This is a genomic window from uncultured Pseudoxanthomonas sp., assembly GCF_947498795.1.
In the GTDB taxonomy this organism is placed as follows: Bacteria; Pseudomonadota; Gammaproteobacteria; order Xanthomonadales; family Xanthomonadaceae; genus Pseudoxanthomonas_A.
This window is the reverse complement of the sequence record NZ_CANMLQ010000012.1, coordinates 41,149-60,465: the sequence shown is the minus strand read 5'-3', so window position 1 is coordinate 60,465 and position 19,317 is coordinate 41,149. Positions and strand designations below refer to the sequence as shown.

The following is a 19,317-nucleotide window of genomic DNA, read 5'->3' as shown; positions in this document are numbered from 1 at the left end:
CACGGAGCTTAAGGAGTAACGATCTTGCAAACGGAAATAAAAGCCAATATAATCAATAGCTTACTTCGCATAACATTTCTTATGTCAAGCCCAGGAACGCCGGCTTTGCCCGTGTCGTCGTAACCTTTCGGCGGCGCGGGCCGTCGTCGAAAGCTCTATTGGAGGTGCCTAAGCACCTCTTCCTGCAACTCAAGAAGTGAGTGATAACCAAGCAACACTGAACTGTCCGCAGCATCTGTAAGGACCAGTCGCCCGCGATACGCCTCTGGATCGCCCAAGCCATCATCAAGTTCACCTAGGACATCGTACCTGTAGATGTGGCCAAAGTTGGGATCAAACGTCACTAGTTCGCTGGCTAAGACGCCCCCTTTGTAGTTGCTCAGAACATCGCGTGCGACTGCCGTTGACGGCAGTCCGGTCACGACGCCCGGATCAACTTTAGCTTCGTGAGCTGCAGCATTCTTCGGCGGCGAGCTAGGCTCAAAATCCACAGCGGTTGCCTCACGTGTCACTGTTCCAGAATCAAACTACTAGACGGTTGCAGGTATGTAGAGGCCCAGTTGGCGTGGCTTACTCGATCGTGCGCGTTACCAAGGTGGCGCCTTCACTACTCACGAGCTTCGTGCGGTCTGTATCGAAAGTGCGGCGCTCGCGATCATATGTCTTTACGATCAGAAGATCGCCAACTTTGCCTACGACAGCCTCATCTGAATCACCGAGGAAAGGAAAAGAGACTCGGTCTCGTTCGGCCAAGTAGCCATGGGTAGTCGCTATTCCAAGCACAAGAAGTGAACCAAAGAAGGTGGTAAGTAACCAGTTCGAAAGACGTTCTTTCGGATTCGCTTCTTTCTCGCGCTTCAGCCAGTAATCGATCCCGAAGATGATCATCCCTGTAAGCACAACGAGTATGACGCCGGGCCAAGAGATCGGTCGGTCAAAGTCCAGGTCGCTGAGCCAGAATGGCGACGTCACAGCCGCGGCGAAGATGAGATGAAACAGCAGGCGAACTGGTAATGGCGATTCCCGGGGGTCATAAAAGGTGGCGCCTACGTAGCAGACCGCCGTTCCCATGAAAAGCATCGAAAGGCTACTTATCAGAATCTTGTAGGCGTCCAATTCTAAGAGCTCAAACGGCACCCCGTAGAACATCAGGCGCCCAAGTTGATTGATGAGAACAAGGCCTGTGCCGAGGATTGGGACCAATGCAATGGCAATGGCCAGATCGAACTTCCCTCTCTCCATGTGGAGCCCCTTCAGTTCAATTGGGATAGGACCTCGATACTACGCTTAGCTTTGTCCGTAGCGGTCGCCCTATCCCGCATTGTCTGCCTCCCACAACGCACTACGACAGAGGTGTAGAGTGGAGGGGGGGGAAGTATTTCGGCTAGCGGACAGCAGGGGCTGACACGATGGGGCGGCGCAAGGGAAACGGGGGCGGTATCGGCGCATTGCTGTTGGGTGCGCTAGTTGTCATTTTGCTGATCCCCAAGGAGATCTGGATTGCGCTGTTTTGGATTGCGGTCGTGGCCCTCCTTTGTTGGGTGGGTTGGCGCATGTTCCGCAAATGGCAGTGTGCCCAACAGGCCTCTGTGTTGCCCCCTCCACCGGAGGAAACCGGCAAGACACTAGCAGAAATCCTGAGTGAGTCCTCCGGTAGGAGTCCTCCGACGGCACGCGGTGCGGGTGGATCCGCCTCCGTCCTGCAGGTTGCTCCTCCCCCACTCCCCTCGACGCCCGCGATCACGCTACCAGCCCCCAGATCGCAAGCTTCGACAGGCACTGGGAGGGTCGTCATCGAGCCTAACCCCCCCACGCCTGCACATGAACCAGTTCCGGTACGAACAACCTCGCCGCTTGGCAACTGGGCGGACAATCGGGACGCAGTTGCCGCTGTCAATCGTGTGCGCTCAGACGAGCTGCGCGCCAAGATCGCTGCGAGTGAAGCGGACCATAAGTCCCGTGCACCGCGTCTTCCTGCAGCGGAATTCACCAATACACAATCCGTTGAGGAACCGCCCGCGGATTCTGCAGCTAGCGCGAGCTCGCAACAATCGCCCTGGGAGATTGAACGAGATCAAGTTGCGAGCGAGAACCGTCAACGGGCGGAAAGGCTGCGTGCGAAGTTTCCACACGCGTCCGGCTTGTCAGAGGAGTCAACGGAACCTGGGTTCACGCCTACACCTGACGCGAGCGCTCGAAAGCCGTTAGGGGAGGCCAGTTTTTCATCCTCGCAGGAACAGGTCCCTTCCCCTCCTTCCCTGCCCCCAAGTCCCGTAGTTGAACTACCGCCGCTCAGAAGCCAGGTTTCGGACAGCGAAGCTCCAGCCGCCGTGTCGTACAGCCGCCCCGTTCCTGTGCAAGATCCCGTCCCGGTCCGGACGACATCACCATTGCGTGCGCTGTTGGATCTGGCCAGTCCGATCCGGCAACCGGCACCGCCGCGCTGGATACCGTTTGGCGAGACCGTTTCCATTCGTGGCCAAGAAATTGCCGGTGGCGGTTTCTATCTCGGTACGCCGCGAAACTATCAAGACAGCCGCTTGGCTGCGGTTGATCCGACCCTAGCCTTTTCGGGACAGGCCGATTGGCGCGGTGAAGGATTGGGCTACTGGCCCAGGTATGCCGGACTCAATGATCGTGAGCGAGGGACCTTCCTTGCATTCCTGAACTCGGAGCGACGAGCAGCTACCGTCGGTATCGGTTACGTGTTCCTGTATTTCTATGGTCTTGAGTACCGCTTGCTGCGCGGCCTGGCCGCCGGCGAAGAAGGCCGAACCGAAGGCCTGCGAATCCTGAGCGAAGTGGCGCGCCTGCAACAGCACTATGGCAGCCACGGCTCCTTTGGCTCCTACAGCCAGAAGTTCCTGGCGGTGGGGCGCTTCAAGTTGGGAGTGCCTGGTGACGTCACGGACAACGACTGGAGCCTGGCCCAGCACATCAAAGCAGCCCAGATGGTCATGCGCCATCAGGCGCTGAGTGCGGATCTGGCCTTCGCTTGGGCTCAGGCACTGACCGATGAGGCGCGCTCCACTACGTGGGATGTTGTTCGGCCGGAGATCAAAACCCGGTTTGGCCAACTTTACGCACAGCGCTTCGGTCAGGGCCTGATCATCAAGCCGGGACGCTCCAAGCTCACCCTAAGCTATCGCTGGGCGGGTCCCGAAGTAGGCACCGAGACAATCCAGACCGACCTGCCGGACATCACCCGCAGCCAAGCACCCATGCGGCCCCTGATCGCGCTGGTTCAGCAGGCGATGGGCGAGTTGGAAGCATTGCGACGGGTGCGACGCAGTAAGAACGGCACGCCGATGGCCGAGCTGGCGGCCATGCCCGAACCGTTACGTGGCAACCAGGTCCCGCCGACGTTCCGCGCCTTGGTATCGGACCTGGACGCGGCGTTGGCCCAGCAGACCGTGGCCGTGATGGCGACCTCTCGCCTGACCCAAGGATGCGGAATGGGCGCACCGGAACGGCTGGGCAAGCGCGAGGCGACCTCGCTGATCCAAGCGTTGGAAGCCTTGGGGTTTGCGATCGAGCCTGACGTCCGCTTCCATGGCCCTTCGCCTACGCCCGATGGCCACGTGGTGGTATTCCGATTACCTAACCAGGCCGCGCGCACGCCCAGCGCCGCGTATGCGGCCGCCTTGTTGATGCTGCAGGCCGCGCTTGCCGTGGCCGGCCAAGGCAGCGAGATCAACCAGTCGGAGCTGGATGTGGCCGTCGCCGCGATCGAGCGGCAGTTTGCCTTGCCAGAGAGTGAGCAGCGACGCATCGAGGCGCACCTACGGTGGTTGCAGCTCAACCCGGTCACCTTGGCGCGTCTGGAGAATCGGGTGCGTCTGTTGCCAGCCAGCGAGCGCGAGGCGTTCGCAGGCGTGTTGCTGGAGATCGCCGCGGCTGATGGCCATGTCAGTCCGGCCGAAATACGGGTGATCGAGCGATTCTACCGCGCTCTGGAACTGGATCCGGCCCGAGTACCGGCCGATCTGCACCACGCCAGCGTCGGCGGACGTCCCAAGACTGCCGCAGGCGGTGGACTCAACGCCGATGTGATTGCCCAGAAGCTTGCCGAAACCGGCAGGGTGCAATCGGTGCTGGCGCAGATCTTTAATGAAGCCGAGTCCGCTGCCACGGCCGAGATAAGCTCCCCTACTCCATCAGTCACTCCAGCGAGCGTATCCGCAGCACCAGTAGAAGGTCCAAGTGACTCAATACCTGGGCTGGATGATGAGCATATGGCCTTGCTGGAGCGGGTACTGGAGGTGGCCGGCGACCAATGGTCTCGTGCCGACTTCGAAGCCGCCTGCGATGCATTGGGCTTGCTGCCCGATGGTGCGGCCGAAATGCTCAATGAAGCGGCGTTCTCCCTCGCCGGCGAACCGCTGCTGGAAGGAGACGACCCGCTGTACATGAACGATTACGTGCGCGATCAGCTCGCGCAAACCCTGTCCGACCAGAAGAAGCTACGCCTATGACAAGCGCTGTTCGAATTCCGCCTCGTGATCGCGATGCCGTGCTCCAAGCCCTGCGGGCTGGCGTGGTGCCGCGTCGTGGCCTGCAGTACATCCAGGTGGGTCGCGCCCGTGAAGTCGAGGCCCTGATCAAGGATATTGATCGCATCAATCAGGCCGGCAGCGCGATTCGCTTTGTGATCGGGGACTTTGGCGCTGGCAAGACCTTCTTCCTAAGCCTGGTGCGTGCGGTGGCGCTGGAGAAGGGTCTGGTCACGATGACCGCCGATCTCAATCCGGATCGTCGCTTGTATGGCAGCGGTGGCCAGGCGCGCTCGTTGTACAGCGAGCTGACCCGCAACATCGCCACCCGGACCAAGCCCGAAGGCGGCGCGATGGCGAGCGTGGTGGAGCGCTTCATCACCACAGCGTTGCAACAGGCCAAGAGCACGGGCGAAGCGGTGGAATCGATCATCCAGCAGCGGTTGCAGTCGCTGACCGAGTTGGTGGGTGGCTACGACTTCGCTCAAGTCATCGAGTGTTATTGGCGTGGCCACGACCAGGGTAACGAGCAACTCAAAGCCGATGCGGTGCGCTGGCTGCGCGGTGAGTTCACCACCAAGACCGATGCGCGCCAAGCGCTGGGGGTACGCACCATCATCGAAGATGACCAGGTCTATGATGGGGTCAAACTACTGGCGCGGTTCATTCGCTTGGCTGGGTATGGCGGCCTATTGGTATGTCTGGACGAACTGGTGAACCTGTACAAGCTGCCGCACGCCACGGCACGCAATACCAACTACGAGCAGATCCTCCGCATCCTCAACGATACCTTGCAGGGCAGCAGCGAGGGCGTGGGCTTTGTGTTCGGTGGAACACCAGAAACGCTGATGGATGCCCGTCGCGGCTTGTACAGTTACCAGGCACTTCAATCGCGTCTATCCGAGAATGCATTTGCCGCCCAGCAAGGGCTGCAGGATTTCGGCGGTCCGGTAATCCGGCTGGCCAACCTCACCCCGGAAGATCTGTACGTCCTGCTCACCAAGCTGCGACACCTGCACTCCAGCGGCGATGCAGCTCAGTACGCGCTGCCCGATGAGGCCCTGCCCGCCTTCCTGAGCCACTGCAATCAGCGTATCGGCGCTGCGTACTTCCAGACGCCGCGCAATACCGTCAGGGCCTTTCTCGATTTGCTCAGTGTCCTGGAGCAGCATGCGGACCTGGATTGGAACCATCTAATCGAAGAGCTGGATGTCAGTCAGGAGCTCAATACCGATCGCGACATCGAAGAGGACGGTACGGCTCCTGCTCCGGCTGCACTGCAGGCGGGAGCGGCCGATCCGGACGATGAGCTCTCATCGTTCCGGCTCTGAGATGGCCATCGACCCGTTCGAGCAGCTGCATCCAGGGATCCAACGCTGGGTGTGGCAACAAGGATGGCCGTCCTTGCGGCAGATCCAGGCGCAGGCCATTCCGCTCGTGCTGGGGAGACAGAGTGATGTGGTGATCTCGGCGCCAACCGCCGGGGGCAAGACCGAAGCCGCTTTTCTGCCGATCATGAGTGATCTGGCGCAGTTCGAAGGCCCAGGACTGCGCTGTCTGTGCGTGTCGCCGCTGCGCGCCCTGATCAACGATCAGACCCGTCGCCTCACCTCGATGGCCGAGGCGGTGGATCTGCGTGTGCAGCCTTGGCATGGCGATGTGTCAGCTGGACGCGCGAGCTTCTGGAAGCGACCGGCCAATATCCTGATCACCACCCCGGAAAGCTTGGAGGCTCTGCTGATGCGTCGTGGCGCGCAATTCGGCGGCTTGCTGGGCGAGCTTCGCTATCTGGTTGTCGACGAGTTGCACGCGTTCTTCGGCAGCGAACGCGGGGCCCAACTGCGCTCGCTGCTCCAGCGCGTGGAACGCCTAGTGCCCCATCCCCTGCCCCGTATTGCCTTGTCGGCCACCTTGGGAGAGCCGGCACACGCCGGCCACTTCTTGCGCTCACGGGGAGGATTTCCATGCCAGGTGCTGGCTACGGCCTCCGACGGCGGCGAGCTGCGCTTGCAGGTGCGCGCCATCCAGCAGCGACGAGCGCATGACGATGGCCCAATGCCCACCATGGAGGCCGCTGGAGATGCGGTAGAGAAGCTACTAGCCCAGATCGCACGCCAGCCCATGGATGAGCGGGTGCCGCTGCCGGCCCCACCTGAGACCTTTGAGGAACTGGAGGACAACGAGCAAGCACCAGCCGATCGCTACACGACCGCGCTGGATGAGATTGCGGACCACCTGTTCGAACGCCTGCGGGGTCAGAGTCATCTGGTGTTCGCTAATGCGCGTGCGCAGGTGGAGATCGTGGCCGACCAGCTGCGCGAGCGCGCTGAAGGTCGTGCGCTGCCAAATGAGTTTTTCCCCCATCACGGCGCCCTATCGCGCGAGCTGCGCCTGAGCGTGGAAGAACGGCTGCGGGATGGGAAACTGCCCACGAGCGCCGTGTGCACGTCCACGCTGGAAATGGGCGTGGACCTGGGTGACGTCGTATCGGTGGCCCAGATCGGCCCGGCGCCCTCAGTGGCGGCCCTGAAACAGCGCATTGGACGCTCCGGACGCCGCCCGGGTCAGCCGCAGATCCTGCGCCAGTATGTTGTCCTACCGCCACTGACCTCACGCAGTCATCCCGTGGACTGGCTGCGCCTGAGCCTGCTGCAAGCTATCGCGGCGATCGAGCTGATGCTGGCTGGGCGCTTCGAGCCTCCGATGCAGGACGACCTGCATCTGTCGACCCTGGTCCAGCAGATTCTGTCATACATCGCGCAAATCGGTGGCGGCTGTACGGCTGCCGAGCTGTTCCGGGAACTGTGCCAGCGCGGCGCATTCTCCAGCATCGATCAAGCCACGTTTGCCGAGGTGCTGAGATCTTTAGGGAGCGCGCAGCTCATCGAGCAGGTCAGTGATGGCAGCCTGCTCCCGGGTGCGGTAGGTGAGCGGCTCATTGAGCACTTCAGCTTCTATGCCACCTTCTTCACCCCTGAGGAGTACCAGCTGCTGTGCAATGGCAAGCGACTGGGCACAGTGCCGATCATTGAGCCACTCGTGCCGGGGCGTTTGATGCTGTTTGCCGGTCGACGCTGGCGCATCCTGGAGGTCGACACCCAGGCTCGTGTCGTCCTGCTGGCGCCCTCCAAGGGGGGCAAACCTCCCAGCTTTGGCGGCGGTCCGCTGGGCGTACACCGCATCGTGCACCAGCGCATGCGGCAGCTCCTTGAAGAGGCCTCCATACCGGTCTATCTGGACGCAGCGGCTCAGCAGGGATTGATGGACGCTCGCGAGGCCTACAGCTTGTTCGCGTTTGACCAGAGTCCTCTGATCGCCTCTGGGGATGCCGTCCATCTCGCGCATTGGGCGGGCCACCGGGTTGGCCTGACCATCGCATTGTGGTTGCAGTGGCTGGAGGTTGAGGTGGAGGTCGTCAACGTGGGGCCGTTCGTAGAGGTGATTGGGGTGGCCGAACAAGATGTGTCCCAGCTGATCGAGGTGGCCCTACAGCGGATACCAGCAGATGCGACGATCTTGGCGGCGCGGAAGGAAGGTTTGGAGCGGAACAAGTTCGACCAATTCCTGCAGCCTGAGCTACTTATCCGTGGCTATGCGGCTGCCGAACTGGACTTAGAGGGTGCGATTGCAGTGATGAAACAGTGGCACGGGGCACTGATTAAGTGATCGCCGTACTCCGCCTTAACGCCTGGTTCAAGCGCACATCTCGTACAGGTCGGCCCAGGTAGCTCACTGGGGTTGGTCATTCTGGTCTTGGGTTCTTCAAGGGCGAAGGGTTGTTATCGATCAGTTTAAGGAAGTGGATCAGTGGCATGCCAGACCAGTTGACTACCGTCCCCGTTCCGTCAACAAGCTCTCCTGATACTGTCGTTACTGAGCTTGCGGGCCCGGGATAGAGATATTTGGGGTCAATGAAAGCGACGTACTCCTCGCCCTCAAAGGTAACAATTTCGATCGCGCGAAGAATCGCTTTTCCGGCATCGACACATTCATCTTCACTGTTAGTAGTGGGAAAGAAAACGTACTTTGCGCCTACCTTCATTGACTGCGATGTTCGTGCACAGCTTCTCTTAAGCTCTCCGCGGACGGTTTGCTCGGCTAGAATTCCAAAGTAGAGCGAGCCATCTTTCCCTGTACGCCCGGAGACAACCCTCGCTATCACAACGTCTTCAGACGCACGCGCGGTGTGAACGGAAGAAAGTGCTGCTGGTGGCCTAATTGCGTCCGCAGAGAAGGCCGGGGCTACTGCGAGATGGCTCGATCCCAATCCGAGAAGCACGCTTGTAAGCATTATGTTTCTCATAGAACCCTCGATCGTACGCTGCTGAAAAGCTCTCTCCAACGCCGTGCAGCCTCAAGTCCCGCGGCTTCGGCGTTTGGATGATACAGATGGCCGCCTATTCCGATATCGATGCCGCGTGCATGGGCGGCTTCATGTCCCAGAGTGAATCGCCCCGGGTTCAGTAGACATCTCCAAGCCGTACATTACGGCAATCATGGAGGTGTGTATGAGCGGCAAGCGGTATTCGGATGAGTTCAAGGCCGAGGCGGCCAAGCAGGTGATCGATCAGGGGCGTTCGGTGCGAGAGGTGTCCACCCGGCTGGGAGTCAGCATCGACTCGCTGTATGCGTGGGTCAGGGAGCAGCGCAAGGTGCCGGCCGCGCGGCATGCGGATGTTTCGTTGGCGGCGGAGAACCGTCGCCTGCAGGCCGAGCTCAAGCGGGTGACCGAGGAGCGCGACATCCTAAAAAGGGCCGCCGCGTACTTTGCCAAGGGGTAAGGGCGAAGTACGCGTTCATGCAGGCGCATCTGGACCAGTTCCGCGTGGTAAGCATGTGTCGTGTGCTGGGCGTGCAGCGCAGCGGGTTTTACGCGTGGCAGCGCCGGCCGCAGAGCGATCGCCATCGCGAGGATCAACGTCTTCTGGGCATGATCAAGCAGGCATGGCTGGAGAGCGGTACGGTCTACGGCTACCGCAAGGTCACCGACGACTTGCGCGACCTGGGCGAGGCTTGTGGCAAGCATCGCGTAGCGCGGCTGATGAAGAAGGAAGGCTTGCAGGCGCAGGTGGGTTACGGGCGTCGTCCGCGGCCTCGTGGTGGCCGGGTCTCGACGGTCGCGCCGAACCACTTGGATCGGCAGTTCGAGGTGGCTGCGCCCAACACGCACTGGGTCACCGATATCACCTACATCCGCACGCACGAGGGCTGGCTGTACCTGGCGGTGGTGCTGGATCTGTACTCACGCCAGGTCGTTGGTTGGGCGATGCAAGGCCAGATGCACGCCGATCTGGTGCTGCAGGCGCTGCTGGCAGCGGTGTGGCGTCGGAAACCGGCGCCCGGACTGATGCTGCACTCGGACCAGGGCAGTCAGTTCACCGGTGCCGAGTGGCAGGCGTTCCTGAAGGCCCACGGGATCGTCTGCAGCATGAGCCGGCGCGGCAACTGCCACGACAACGCCGTAGCCGAGAGCTTCTTCCAGTTGCTCAAGCGAGAGCGGATCAGGCGAAAGATCTACCTGACCCGGGATGCGGCGCGTAGCGATGTGTTCGACTACATCGAGATGTTCTACAACCCCAAACGCCGGCACGGCTCCAATGGAGGCGTCTCTCCGGTAGAGTTCGAACGGCAGGCGGAACTATCAGGCTTGTAGTTGTCTATGAAACCCGGGGCGATTCACCGCCTCGGCTATCCGCTGGTCAACGTCATTGTGAATTGTTTTAGGCATGCGTCCTCGAGGCTGCAAGAATTGGGCCGCCACCAGGCGTCAAATAGCCTACGCCGCTCGGCCAACGCGGTCGCGAGGTCCAGTCCGCTTCCGGCTGCTGTGCGAATCCCGATCGCGTGACAGTCTTGTTACGCGGATGACATGCGGCGCAACGCTGGATAAAGCTGATCTAGAAGGATCTTTCCATCCATTCAGGACAACCAGACAGGACCAGTTCGGCGACGTCTTGATCCATCAGTACGGCTCCGTTGTTGCGCATGTGGTCTTCGATGAAGTGACGCCCCGCCGCTTGCCTTGAAAGAAGGTGTAGATCTGGGCGTTGGTTCTTCAACTCGGAAGCATGCGGTTCGGGCAGCGGGACATCGCCTCGGCAGAGGAGGTATCCACCATCGACCCGATAGAGATGTAATCGCATGGGGTCGGGCCTTGGGTAGACGGTGTCTGCGCATTTCGCAGGCTCACCCTATCACGAGGCCGAGGCCGCAGGCGTCGTCTTATCGCCTTAGTCGAGTGCCCGCATTGATGATCACCCGGCGCGAGAATGTCGGAAAGATGTCAGGCTGGTGAGGTGGGGTCCAATCCATCGGATGCGCCGGTGCCGCCGCGGTCTGGACAGGGTACCGGCTCGACGTGGTCGCAAGTGGTACCCCCTCCCGGCTGGCGTTTGATGGCGTGGCTTCGCTGGCCCGTTGACGGTATCAGGCACTGGCGTGCTCGCGGCCACGCCAACTTGACGCTTTCTCGTCGATGAGCCAGAAGATTGCAGGCATGGCAACAAGCACCATGGGGACGGCGACCAGCAAGCCTGCGATGATGGTGATGGCCAGCGGGCGCTGCATCTCCGATCCAGATCCTATTCCCAAGGCGAGCGGCATGAGGGCCAGGATCGCAATGAGCGAGGTCATCAAGATGGGCCGCAGTCGTGCGGTCGCGGCCTGCTTAAGATCCTCGATGTTAATTGGTTCAGAAGTCTCGAGCTCGGCGAAGTAGAAGATAGCCACCTCAGTAACGATGCCAATGATCATCGTCAGCCCGATCATCGAGGACAGGTTCAACTCGGTTCCCGTGACCCATAGCCCGATGAAGACAGCAGGCAGCGTCAGCAGAATCGTCGCTAAGATCGACAGCACGATCGATGCCCGCTCGTACAGGAACATCAGCAACGTCGCCACGATAAGGAAGGCCGCTACGAAGACCAGGGAGAGGTCGCGAAAGCTTTGCTTCTGTTGGTCGTATAGACCGCCGTACTCCACCACAATGGGCGCAGGCAGGTTCAGAGCCTGCACTTCGGCCTGCACTGCCTGCATGGCCGAGCCCAGGTCGATCCCTTCCAGACGGCCGGTCACGGCCACCATCGGCCGCAAGTTCTCACGCGCCTGTTGCATCTGCCCTTGCTCGATGGTGACGGCCGCCACCCGTGAAAGGGGCAAGGTTTGCCCGTCGGGTCCTCGAATAGGCAACCGGGCGATCTGGTCCAGACGTTGACGCAGGGATTCAGGCGTCCAGACCCTCACCGCCAGCATCTGCTCGCCTGTTTGTATGCTGCTGGAAGGCACGCCATTGAGCAGCGCATCGACCTGCTGGGTCACCTCATCAGGCGTCAACTTCTCCAGCGAAGTTCTCACCCGGTCGACCTTGATTTGGATCGCATCACCGGCGATGGTCGAGCCGTCAAACACTTCCACGACGCCTTGGATCTTGCTGATGGCCTGCGCCACCCTGCCCGCCTGGGCACGCAGGACCGTATCGTCGGGCCCGAACAGCTTCACTTCAATCGGCTGCGGCGTCGAGGTCAGGTCCCCGATCAGATCTTCCATCAACTGGGCGGTTTCCACCTGTAGACCGGGTACGCTCGCCTCTACCCGCGCTCTCAGGTCCGTCATCACCTCCTCGATCCCTCGCCGTGGCATGGGTTTGAGTTTGATGAACATGTCGCCTTCGTTGGACTCGCTCAGGCTTCCTCCCAGTTGCATTCCGGTCCGGCGGGAGTAGCTCTCGACCTCGGGCAAACTACGCACGATCGCTTCAACTTGCTGCATCAAGCGGTCTGACTCGGTCAGCGACGTGCCCGGCGCTGCACGGTAATCGAAGATAAAGCCGCCCTCGTCCATGCGCGGCATGAAGCCACTTCCTACCAGACGATAGGCGAAGGCCCCCACGACGACCAACAGCATGATGGGCACCAACAGGAAGACCGGGCGCTTGAATCCCAGCTGTAGCCCGCGCTGCGCCTGCCGCTCGATGCTGCGCTGCCAGCGTCCGGATTTCTCCAGGGACTCGGCATCCTCAGGGCGCACCAGCATCTTGGTCAGGATCGGCACCACGAACAGGGCCACGCAGTAGGAGACCATCAGGGTAAAAGCCATGGTGATGGCCAGCGGACGGAAGAACCCACCGGCCACGCCACTGAGGAATGCCAACGGAAGAAACACCCCCACGGTGGCGGCCGAGGAGCCCGTCAAAGGTCGAAACATCTCCATGGCGAACTTCAGCACCGGGGGGGACTGCCCTGTCGGTCCCTCATGCGTGTGCTGCACCAGGCGACGCGCCATGTGCTCGATCATGACTACCGCATCGTCCACCACCAAACCCACTGCGGCCGCCATGCCACCTAAGGTCATGATGTTCAAGCTCTGTCCGGCCAAGTGCAGCGCCACGCCCGATATCAACAGCACCATGGGCAATACCAGGCTCACGATCAGGGTGATGCGCTTGTTGCGAAGGAATACCAGCAGGACCAGTCCGGCCAATACCGCCCCGATCACAATGGCATCGCGTACGCTGCCCGCCGAGGAGACGATCAGCTCGGACTGATCGTAGTAGGGTCGGATCGTGATGTCCGGAGGCAATGACGCTCGCAGTAGAGCCAGTTTGTCTTGCACGGCGGTGACCATGGCCACCGTATTGGCGCCGCGCTGCTGCATGATGTTCAGCAGTACCGCATCCTTGCCATCGGCATTGACGCGGGTCCACTCAGGGGCTTGACCAAGCGCGACCGTGCCCACGTCCTCCAGCTCGACGATGCCGTCCTTGCCGCTGCGAAGGATGGTCTTGCCGATGTCGTCCTGGTTCTGCAGGCGACTATCGGAAAGAATCAGGTAGAGGCGATAACGATCTTCGACGCGGCCTACGGCGGTCACGACATTGCTGGCACTCAGGGCCGTGCTGACATCGGCGGGCGTGAGGCCATAGGACTGCAGCTGCACCGGATCAAGCAGGACGTGATACTCCGCCTGTCTGCCCCCCATGAGATCGACTTTGGCCACGCCACCGATGGCCGTGAGCTCGGGCGCGATCTGGTACTGGGCGACATCGCGCAGCGAGGTCTGCGAACGGGTTGGTGAGGTCAGGCTCAACCCCAGCACCGGGAACACGGTCGGATCCATGCGCCGGATGCCAAAACTCGTACCTGCCGGCAAGGATGACAGTGCGGCGTTCACTTCGGCTTGGGTCTGCAACAGGGCGGTCACCATGTCGGTGCCCCAGCCGAAGGAAAGCGAGAACTCGGCCGATCCGCGACTGGTGTTGGATCGTATGGTCTTTACATCAGGCACGCTGCGCAGGGCCTGCTCCAACGGGCGGGTGACCTCGACCACCATCCGATCGACCGGGCGATCACCGGCATCCACGCTGACCACGATCCTGGGAAAGTCGATCAACGGAAACAGTCCGACCGGCAATGCCCGCAGACTCATGATGCCCGCGCAAGTCAACAGCAGAAAGGCTAGGAGCACCGAGCCGCGGTGCCGCTGGATCCATTGCGGCATCATGGCGTCTGGGCTCGCTGCGGCGGTGTGCTCGCCACCGACATCCCGTCCTCGAGCTCGTAATTGCCGGCCACGACCACCTCCTCACCGGCTTTGAGTCCTTTCTGCACTTCGACCCAGGTGCCATCGTCGATGCCAGGCGTGACGAGCACGCGCCGGGCTGTGCCGCGCTCAACGATGAACAGATAGGCTTGGTCGCCCTCATAGAGCAACGCTGAGCGCGCAACCCGCACTGCTTGGTTGCGTCGCTGGATGCCGATCGCGCCCCGGACGGTGGAGCCAGGAAGCAAACCATCGGCCGCAGGCAGCGTGATCGTGGCCTGGAGCAGGCGCGTTTGTGGATCGACCTGATCCATCACCTCGGCGACCACGCCCTCCAAGCGCTGGGTGCTGTCGTAGACCGGAGAAACCACGACCGGCATGCCCGGTTTGACCGCGCTTGCATCGGAAGGCTCGATGCCAAGGCGCACCATGACCCCGCCCTTGCGGGCCAAATGAATCAAGGGCGCATCGGCGGCGACGATGTCCCCGCGGGCTACCGGAATGCTGACCACGGTGGTGTCGCTCTCGGCATACAGCACGCGGGTTCCACCGGCACCGACGCGGGTATTGGCGCTGGTCAGCGCGCTGCGCGCATTGCCCATTGCTTGCCGCGCCTGAGTCAGGTCGGCGTTGGTGGCCAGATGTTGGCCGAACAAGCGGGTCACTCGTGCCAATTCCTGCGTAGCGGCTGTGGCATCGTTTCGCGCGTTGTGGAGCTCTTGCAGTGCCGCGGCACTGGGCTTGATCCGGATCAGCGGTTCGCCGCGTCGAACAGACTGACCATTGGCCACGAGGATCTGCTCGATCGTGGCCTCTGACTGGGAAGAAACAGTGCTTTGGGATTGGGGCGGATACTCGACCGTGCCATAGGCCTGCAAGACCTGCTCGATCGGTCCTGAGGCGGCGCGCTGGACCTGAACGGTGGCCGTGGGTCCGGTTGCTTCCGACGCGGCCGATGGTGTGCGATTGCACGCACAAAGCAAGGTGGCGATGGCCATCACGTAGGCAGTTTTTTTCATGGTCAGGGGCCTTGGCTCAAGATCTGCGCGCCTGCCGCGGCCTCCAAGGCCACTTCGGCTTCCGATTGCGCCTGCTCAAGAGCAAGCAGGGTCAGGTGCTTATCCAGCATGGACGCACGCACCGTTTCATACGTCGTCAAAGGCAAGCTGCCTTCGCGCGTGGCCTGTGCGATGACCTTGGTGGAGGTCTCCAACATCGGCAGCTGCTCTTCGATCGCCTGACGTTGGGCGACCAGCGCAGCAAGGTCCTGCAGGGCCGCTGCGATGTCGGCCCGCATTTGGTGAACGCGGGCGGCGTATTCGGTGGCCAGTTGTTCGCGGGTGGCCGTGGCTGTCTGGATCTCACCTCGGCCCCGATTCCATAGCGGCAGCGTCAGGCCAATGCCCACGCCGTTGGACCAGATTCCGCCGGTATCCCGGGCACGATTGAGGCTCAGCTGCGGAAGCGGCAAGGACTGCCTCGTCGCCAGCTTGAGGTTTTGTTCCTGGCCGGCATAGCGCTCGCGCAAGGCCATCAAGTCCAAACGGCGCTCGGCGGCCGAGAGGGCAAGCGTCTGCGCCGCGGTGTCAGGTGCGGGCTTCAGCGGGGCCGGTGGCGCCAAGACAACCACCGTCCCTGGCGCCAGTCCCAGCATCGCATTGAGCTCATCGCGGCTGGCCTGCGCTTGCTTCTCATAGCTCAGACGTCGGTCACGCGCATCGAGCACGCCCAGTTGGTAGATGGTGACGTCGTCGAGCCGAACATCACCCTGCTGCATGGCCGCGTGCGCGCTGCTGTAGAGCTCCTGTGCCGTTGCTTCGGCTTGCAGCGCAAGCTGGGACTGGAGCTCCAGGTAGCCGATCCGGCGCACGAGCAAGCGGGCATGGTTGAAGGCAAGCCACTCCGTCCAGCCGACGTCCAGGCGAATGCCTTCGGCATCATGGCGCGCCGCTTCGACCTTGGCGCCCCTGACGAACACAGAGGCGATATCGAAGCTGGCGCCCAGCCCCACTGCATTGATCAGTCCGATCCCGGCAGGATGGTCCAGCGAGAGAGAGAGCTGGGGATCGGGTAGCAAGCCTGCGGCAAACAACTGGGCTTGCCCGACCCCCACCTGCGCGCGGGCGGCGGCCAGGTCGGGGCTGCCTATCAAGGCCAACCGCCCTGCATCGCCGTCCGTCAGCGGTTGATCCAGGGCGATTGAACCGGCGGACACCAGGGGGTGATCGGGTGAGGTTTGGGCCGTCAGGGTCGTCAGGTCCGGGGTCGCACCCAGAATCTCGGCCGTCGGGGGCAAGGGGGCGGACTGATAGCTGGCGCAGCCGCCCAGTACAACGCACCCCAGCAGGATGATGATTCTGACGGTGCGGGGCGATCGCACGAGGAGATCGAGGTCGGAGGAGCGTGGCATTCGCGCGGTCTTGCGATGGAATAGTCGGGCAACGAGGGCAAGCGGCAGGATCGGTGCCTGCAGCCTGATGCCCATGGTCTGGCGCACCGTGTCCGAAAACGGTCCTAGCGCTGTTCGGTTCTGGTTAAAGACATAAGCCGGCCCTGCGCCGCTGCGATACGGTCACTCGCCGGCAAGCCAACCTGCGGCCTAACGCCGTCCTGTATCAGTGCGCCCTGCTCCGCTCTCCTGGTGCCGGGGTCAGGTGGCCTCACAGTGACTAGGAGAACGTGGCCCGACGCGCTGGACTGTTAGTCTGGTCGCACTGCCTCTATCAGCAGCGGATGGCCCACCGCTTCGCTACCGATCGCATCGGTGGTGGGTCATCCCTGCTGACCCCGCGTGCTCGCCGATCACGACCCTCTCGCCCGCCTGGTGAGAGGTGCGGCCTCGGGGCGACGACCCTGACAGGGATCTGACAGGGCGTGCCAACAATGGGCGGGCCCACCTTCTTTCTGAGCCGCATGAGCGAGTCCCCCACACGGCCGTGGGCGTCCCATGAGACCTTCGATGGGACGAGCGCACGGTGCGCATTTGGTACTACGTAGTCGAGCGCGAGGGCCGCTGGTGGGTCAGCCGCGGTATGTCGCATGAGCTGATAAACCTACCGAGCGTGGAGACGGCCCTGGCTTACGCCGATGCCCTGGCTCGGTTGCTGCATGAGACTTACCAGCAGCCAGCCGGGGTGCGCGTTGCCGATCATGGGCGATGGCGCGATGCAGCCACCTACGGTTGAGTCGACCTGCGCACGATCAACCCTTCTTGATGACCAACAACAGCAGTCCAGCGGCCATGAGCGTAATGCCCAACCAATCTTTTGGCGCGGGTCGCTCTCCCAGGATGAAGAAGGCAAAGACCGCCACGAGCACCACACTGAGCTTGTCCACCGGCGCTACTCGAAAGGCTTCCCCGACCTGCAGGGCACGGAAGTAGCACAACCAGGATGCACCTGTGGCCACCGCTGAGAGAATCAGATATCCCAAGGTGCGTGCGGGCAGCTGCAAGGGGTTGCTCCACTTGCCCGTGATCCACACCAGCGGCAGAACCAAAGCGCATACCACCACCGTGCGCAGGGCCATTGCCAGATCCGCGTCCACGTCCTTGACGCCCAGCTTGGCCAACACCGCGGTCAGGGCCGCAAACACGGCCGATAGCAGCGCCCAGATCACCCAGTGTTCGGGCATCGGCATGGGGAGTCCTCCTTCGTGTGAGTGCTAGCGAAAGGCGTTTTTCGGTGGCGGGCCTGGCACCCCGGGTGGATGGGTCACTTCGAAGATCACGCGCCCCTGATATCGCTCGCCCAGCGGTCGGGCCACAAAACCATGCTCGCGCACCACCCGTTCCACTTCTGGCCAGAGGTCTTGCTTGGTGACATAAACCAGGCCGTCCTCCAGTCCGGTCTCTTTGATTTCATCCCACAGACTCTCGTCGTAGCTGGGATTGAAGCGTGCCTGGGGCGCCAGCTCGCGGGCTACGCGCTCGATCTCCACATCCAGGTGCAGGTGCAGGCCGTAGCGGGCCATGTCCTCCACGAAGATGACTTCGCGCACCGGGGCGTGGCTGCGCTGCTCCAGCATGCTGGCCCACGCTGAAGCATCCTTGTGGGTTGGGAAGTAGGCCGCTGCAAAGCGAAGCGCAAGGATGAAACCGATCCAGACCCAGAGCCAGGACAGCGAGGGCCAACGCCGGGCCGACCAACTGGACACGATCGCGATGGCGATCGGGGCAAACAGGGGCAACACATACAGCGGCAGGCGGGAGCGGGATAGGCAGAAGATCAGCAACGGCACCAGGATCCACAAGGCCAGCAATAGTGCGCCCGGCTCCACCGGCGCTTTGGCCGGGTCGGTCCGGAAAGCGGCCCGCAGCATGGCCGGTACCCCCTTGCCCCATCGCAGCAAACCGATCGTCCAGGGGGCCGTGCCCAGCAGCAGCGTCGGCCCGTAGACGGCCAACCAGCCATACCATTGCCCGTTCCTGCCGAAACGGTCGCTGGCGACGCGATCAACCAGTTCGGCGCCGAGGAAGTACTCCCACAGCCCTGCATGGCGGGTCCCCACCACGGCGTACCAGGGCAGCGCGATTCCCAGGAAAAGGACCACGCCGGCCAGATGCCAGAGCGGCGAGGCCGGCACCGGGTGCGGGCAACGCCAACGCAGCAGCAACAGCGCAAGCACGGGCAGCAAGGCCGGCGGACCCTTGGTCAGAAACGCCAGGCCAAACCCGATGTACATCACCAGCAGTCCCCAGGGCTGGGTCCGCTCCTGCGTGTTGGGGAAGCGATGGACGATAAAGCCGGCCATGGCCAGCAGTTGGAAGGCGCTGAGCAAAAAATCCGTGGTAATCAGCTGGGCGGCGCACACCGGCAGGAACATCGTGGCGTAGACCAAGGGCACCCAGCCGGCGGCCGGTCTTACCAAGCGCCTGGCGCATACCCACGCCAGTGCGATGCACGCCAGGTAAGCCAGCGCCACCGGCAGGCGTGCGGCCCACGGGGTTTGCCCGAACGTGGCCACGCTGGCGGCGATAAGCCAGTACGTCAGCGGGGGCTTGGTCCAGTGCCCGGTGTCTTCATTGCGCATCGGGTCCAGCCAGTTGCCGGTATCCAGCATGGTCAAGGCCACGTTGGTGTACCGGCCCTCATCGGGATCCCAGATCCCGCGCAAGCCGAGGAAGGCAAACGCCAGGATCAGACTGACGGTGAGCAAGGTGTACAGCGGCACCCCCGGCGGCGCGAGCGGGGTGACCATGCGTGGAGTTGGGGTGCGAACGTTGAGCACATCCCGCCCTTCGCCTTGGATGTGCTCATGGTCCGGATACGCAGGTCGGACTTTCGTC

The 19,317-nt window shown here is 62.1% G+C and carries 11 protein-coding genes; 4 read left to right on the top strand and 7 right to left on the bottom strand.

Annotation, left to right across the window (positions count from 1 at the left end; all coding sequences use genetic code 11):
• Positions 1–570: 570 nt before the first annotated feature.
• On the bottom strand, positions 571–1,242 hold the full coding sequence (locus Q0907_RS18095; protein WP_187572640.1) for a hypothetical protein: 672 nt from the start codon (positions 1,240–1,242) through the stop codon (positions 571–573).
• A gap of 1,160 nt (positions 1,243–2,402) precedes the next feature.
• Here Q0907_RS18095 and Q0907_RS18090 point away from each other — a divergent pair.
• Genes Q0907_RS18090 through Q0907_RS18080 form a run of 3 tightly spaced genes read left to right on the top strand, consistent with a single transcriptional unit; the run spans position 2,403 to position 8,159 of the window.
• A complete protein-coding gene (locus tag Q0907_RS18090; protein ID WP_187572639.1) occupies positions 2,403–4,475 on the top strand; it encodes a TerB N-terminal domain-containing protein in 2,073 nt (690 codons plus the stop codon).
• Entirely contained in the window at positions 4,472–5,824 is a 1,353-nt protein-coding gene (locus Q0907_RS18085) for an ATP-binding protein (protein WP_187572638.1), read from the top strand. The genes Q0907_RS18090 and Q0907_RS18085 overlap by 4 nt, the downstream gene beginning before the upstream one ends.
• Position 5,825: 1 nt before the next feature.
• Positions 5,826–8,159, top strand: a complete 2,334-nt coding sequence (locus Q0907_RS18080) for a DEAD/DEAH box helicase (protein WP_187572637.1) — start codon at positions 5,826–5,828, stop codon at positions 8,157–8,159.
• Between the two features lie 76 nt (positions 8,160–8,235).
• On the opposite strand, the gene Q0907_RS18075 is transcribed toward Q0907_RS18080, so the two are convergent.
• Positions 8,236–8,784, bottom strand: coding sequence for a hypothetical protein (locus Q0907_RS18075; RefSeq protein WP_299347316.1), 549 nt, complete (start codon positions 8,782–8,784; stop codon positions 8,236–8,238).
• A 217-nt stretch (positions 8,785–9,001) separates the two neighbouring features.
• Between Q0907_RS18075 and Q0907_RS18070 the strand changes: the two genes are divergently transcribed.
• Positions 9,002–10,146 (top strand): IS3 family transposase gene (locus Q0907_RS18070; protein ID WP_299347314.1). Its coding sequence is split into 2 segments (ribosomal slippage): positions 9,002–9,236 and positions 9,236–10,146, totalling 1,146 coding nucleotides; the frame shifts between segments, so codons are not numbered across the junction.
• 773 nt (positions 10,147–10,919) lie between these two features.
• Here the strand turns inward: Q0907_RS18070 and Q0907_RS18065 are convergent.
• The 5 genes from Q0907_RS18065 to Q0907_RS18045 all read right to left on the bottom strand — a co-directional run bounded on the left by Q0907_RS18065 (position 10,920) and on the right by Q0907_RS18045 (position 19,229).
• Entirely contained in the window at positions 10,920–13,991 is a 3,072-nt protein-coding gene (locus Q0907_RS18065; protein ID WP_299347312.1) for an efflux RND transporter permease subunit, read from the bottom strand.
• The gene (locus Q0907_RS18060; RefSeq protein WP_299347310.1) at positions 13,988–15,049 is read right to left on the bottom strand and encodes an efflux RND transporter periplasmic adaptor subunit; all 1,062 of its coding nucleotides are present in this window, start codon (positions 15,047–15,049) and stop codon (positions 13,988–13,990) included. Before Q0907_RS18060 ends, Q0907_RS18065 begins: the two co-directional genes overlap by 4 nt.
• Before the next feature lie 2 nt (positions 15,050–15,051).
• Positions 15,052–16,515 (bottom strand): TolC family protein, encoded by a 1,464-nt coding sequence (locus tag Q0907_RS18055; protein ID WP_187572623.1) that lies wholly within the window; start codon positions 16,513–16,515, stop codon positions 15,052–15,054.
• Between the two features lie 716 nt (positions 16,516–17,231).
• The gene (locus Q0907_RS18050; protein ID WP_299347306.1) at positions 17,232–17,669 is read right to left on the bottom strand and encodes an EamA family transporter; all 438 of its coding nucleotides are present in this window, start codon (positions 17,667–17,669) and stop codon (positions 17,232–17,234) included.
• Positions 17,670–17,693: 24 nt separating this feature from the next.
• Positions 17,694–19,229, bottom strand: coding sequence for a glycosyltransferase family 39 protein (locus Q0907_RS18045; RefSeq protein ID WP_187572622.1), 1,536 nt, complete (start codon positions 19,227–19,229; stop codon positions 17,694–17,696).
• Between the last annotated feature and the right edge of the window lie 88 nt (positions 19,230–19,317).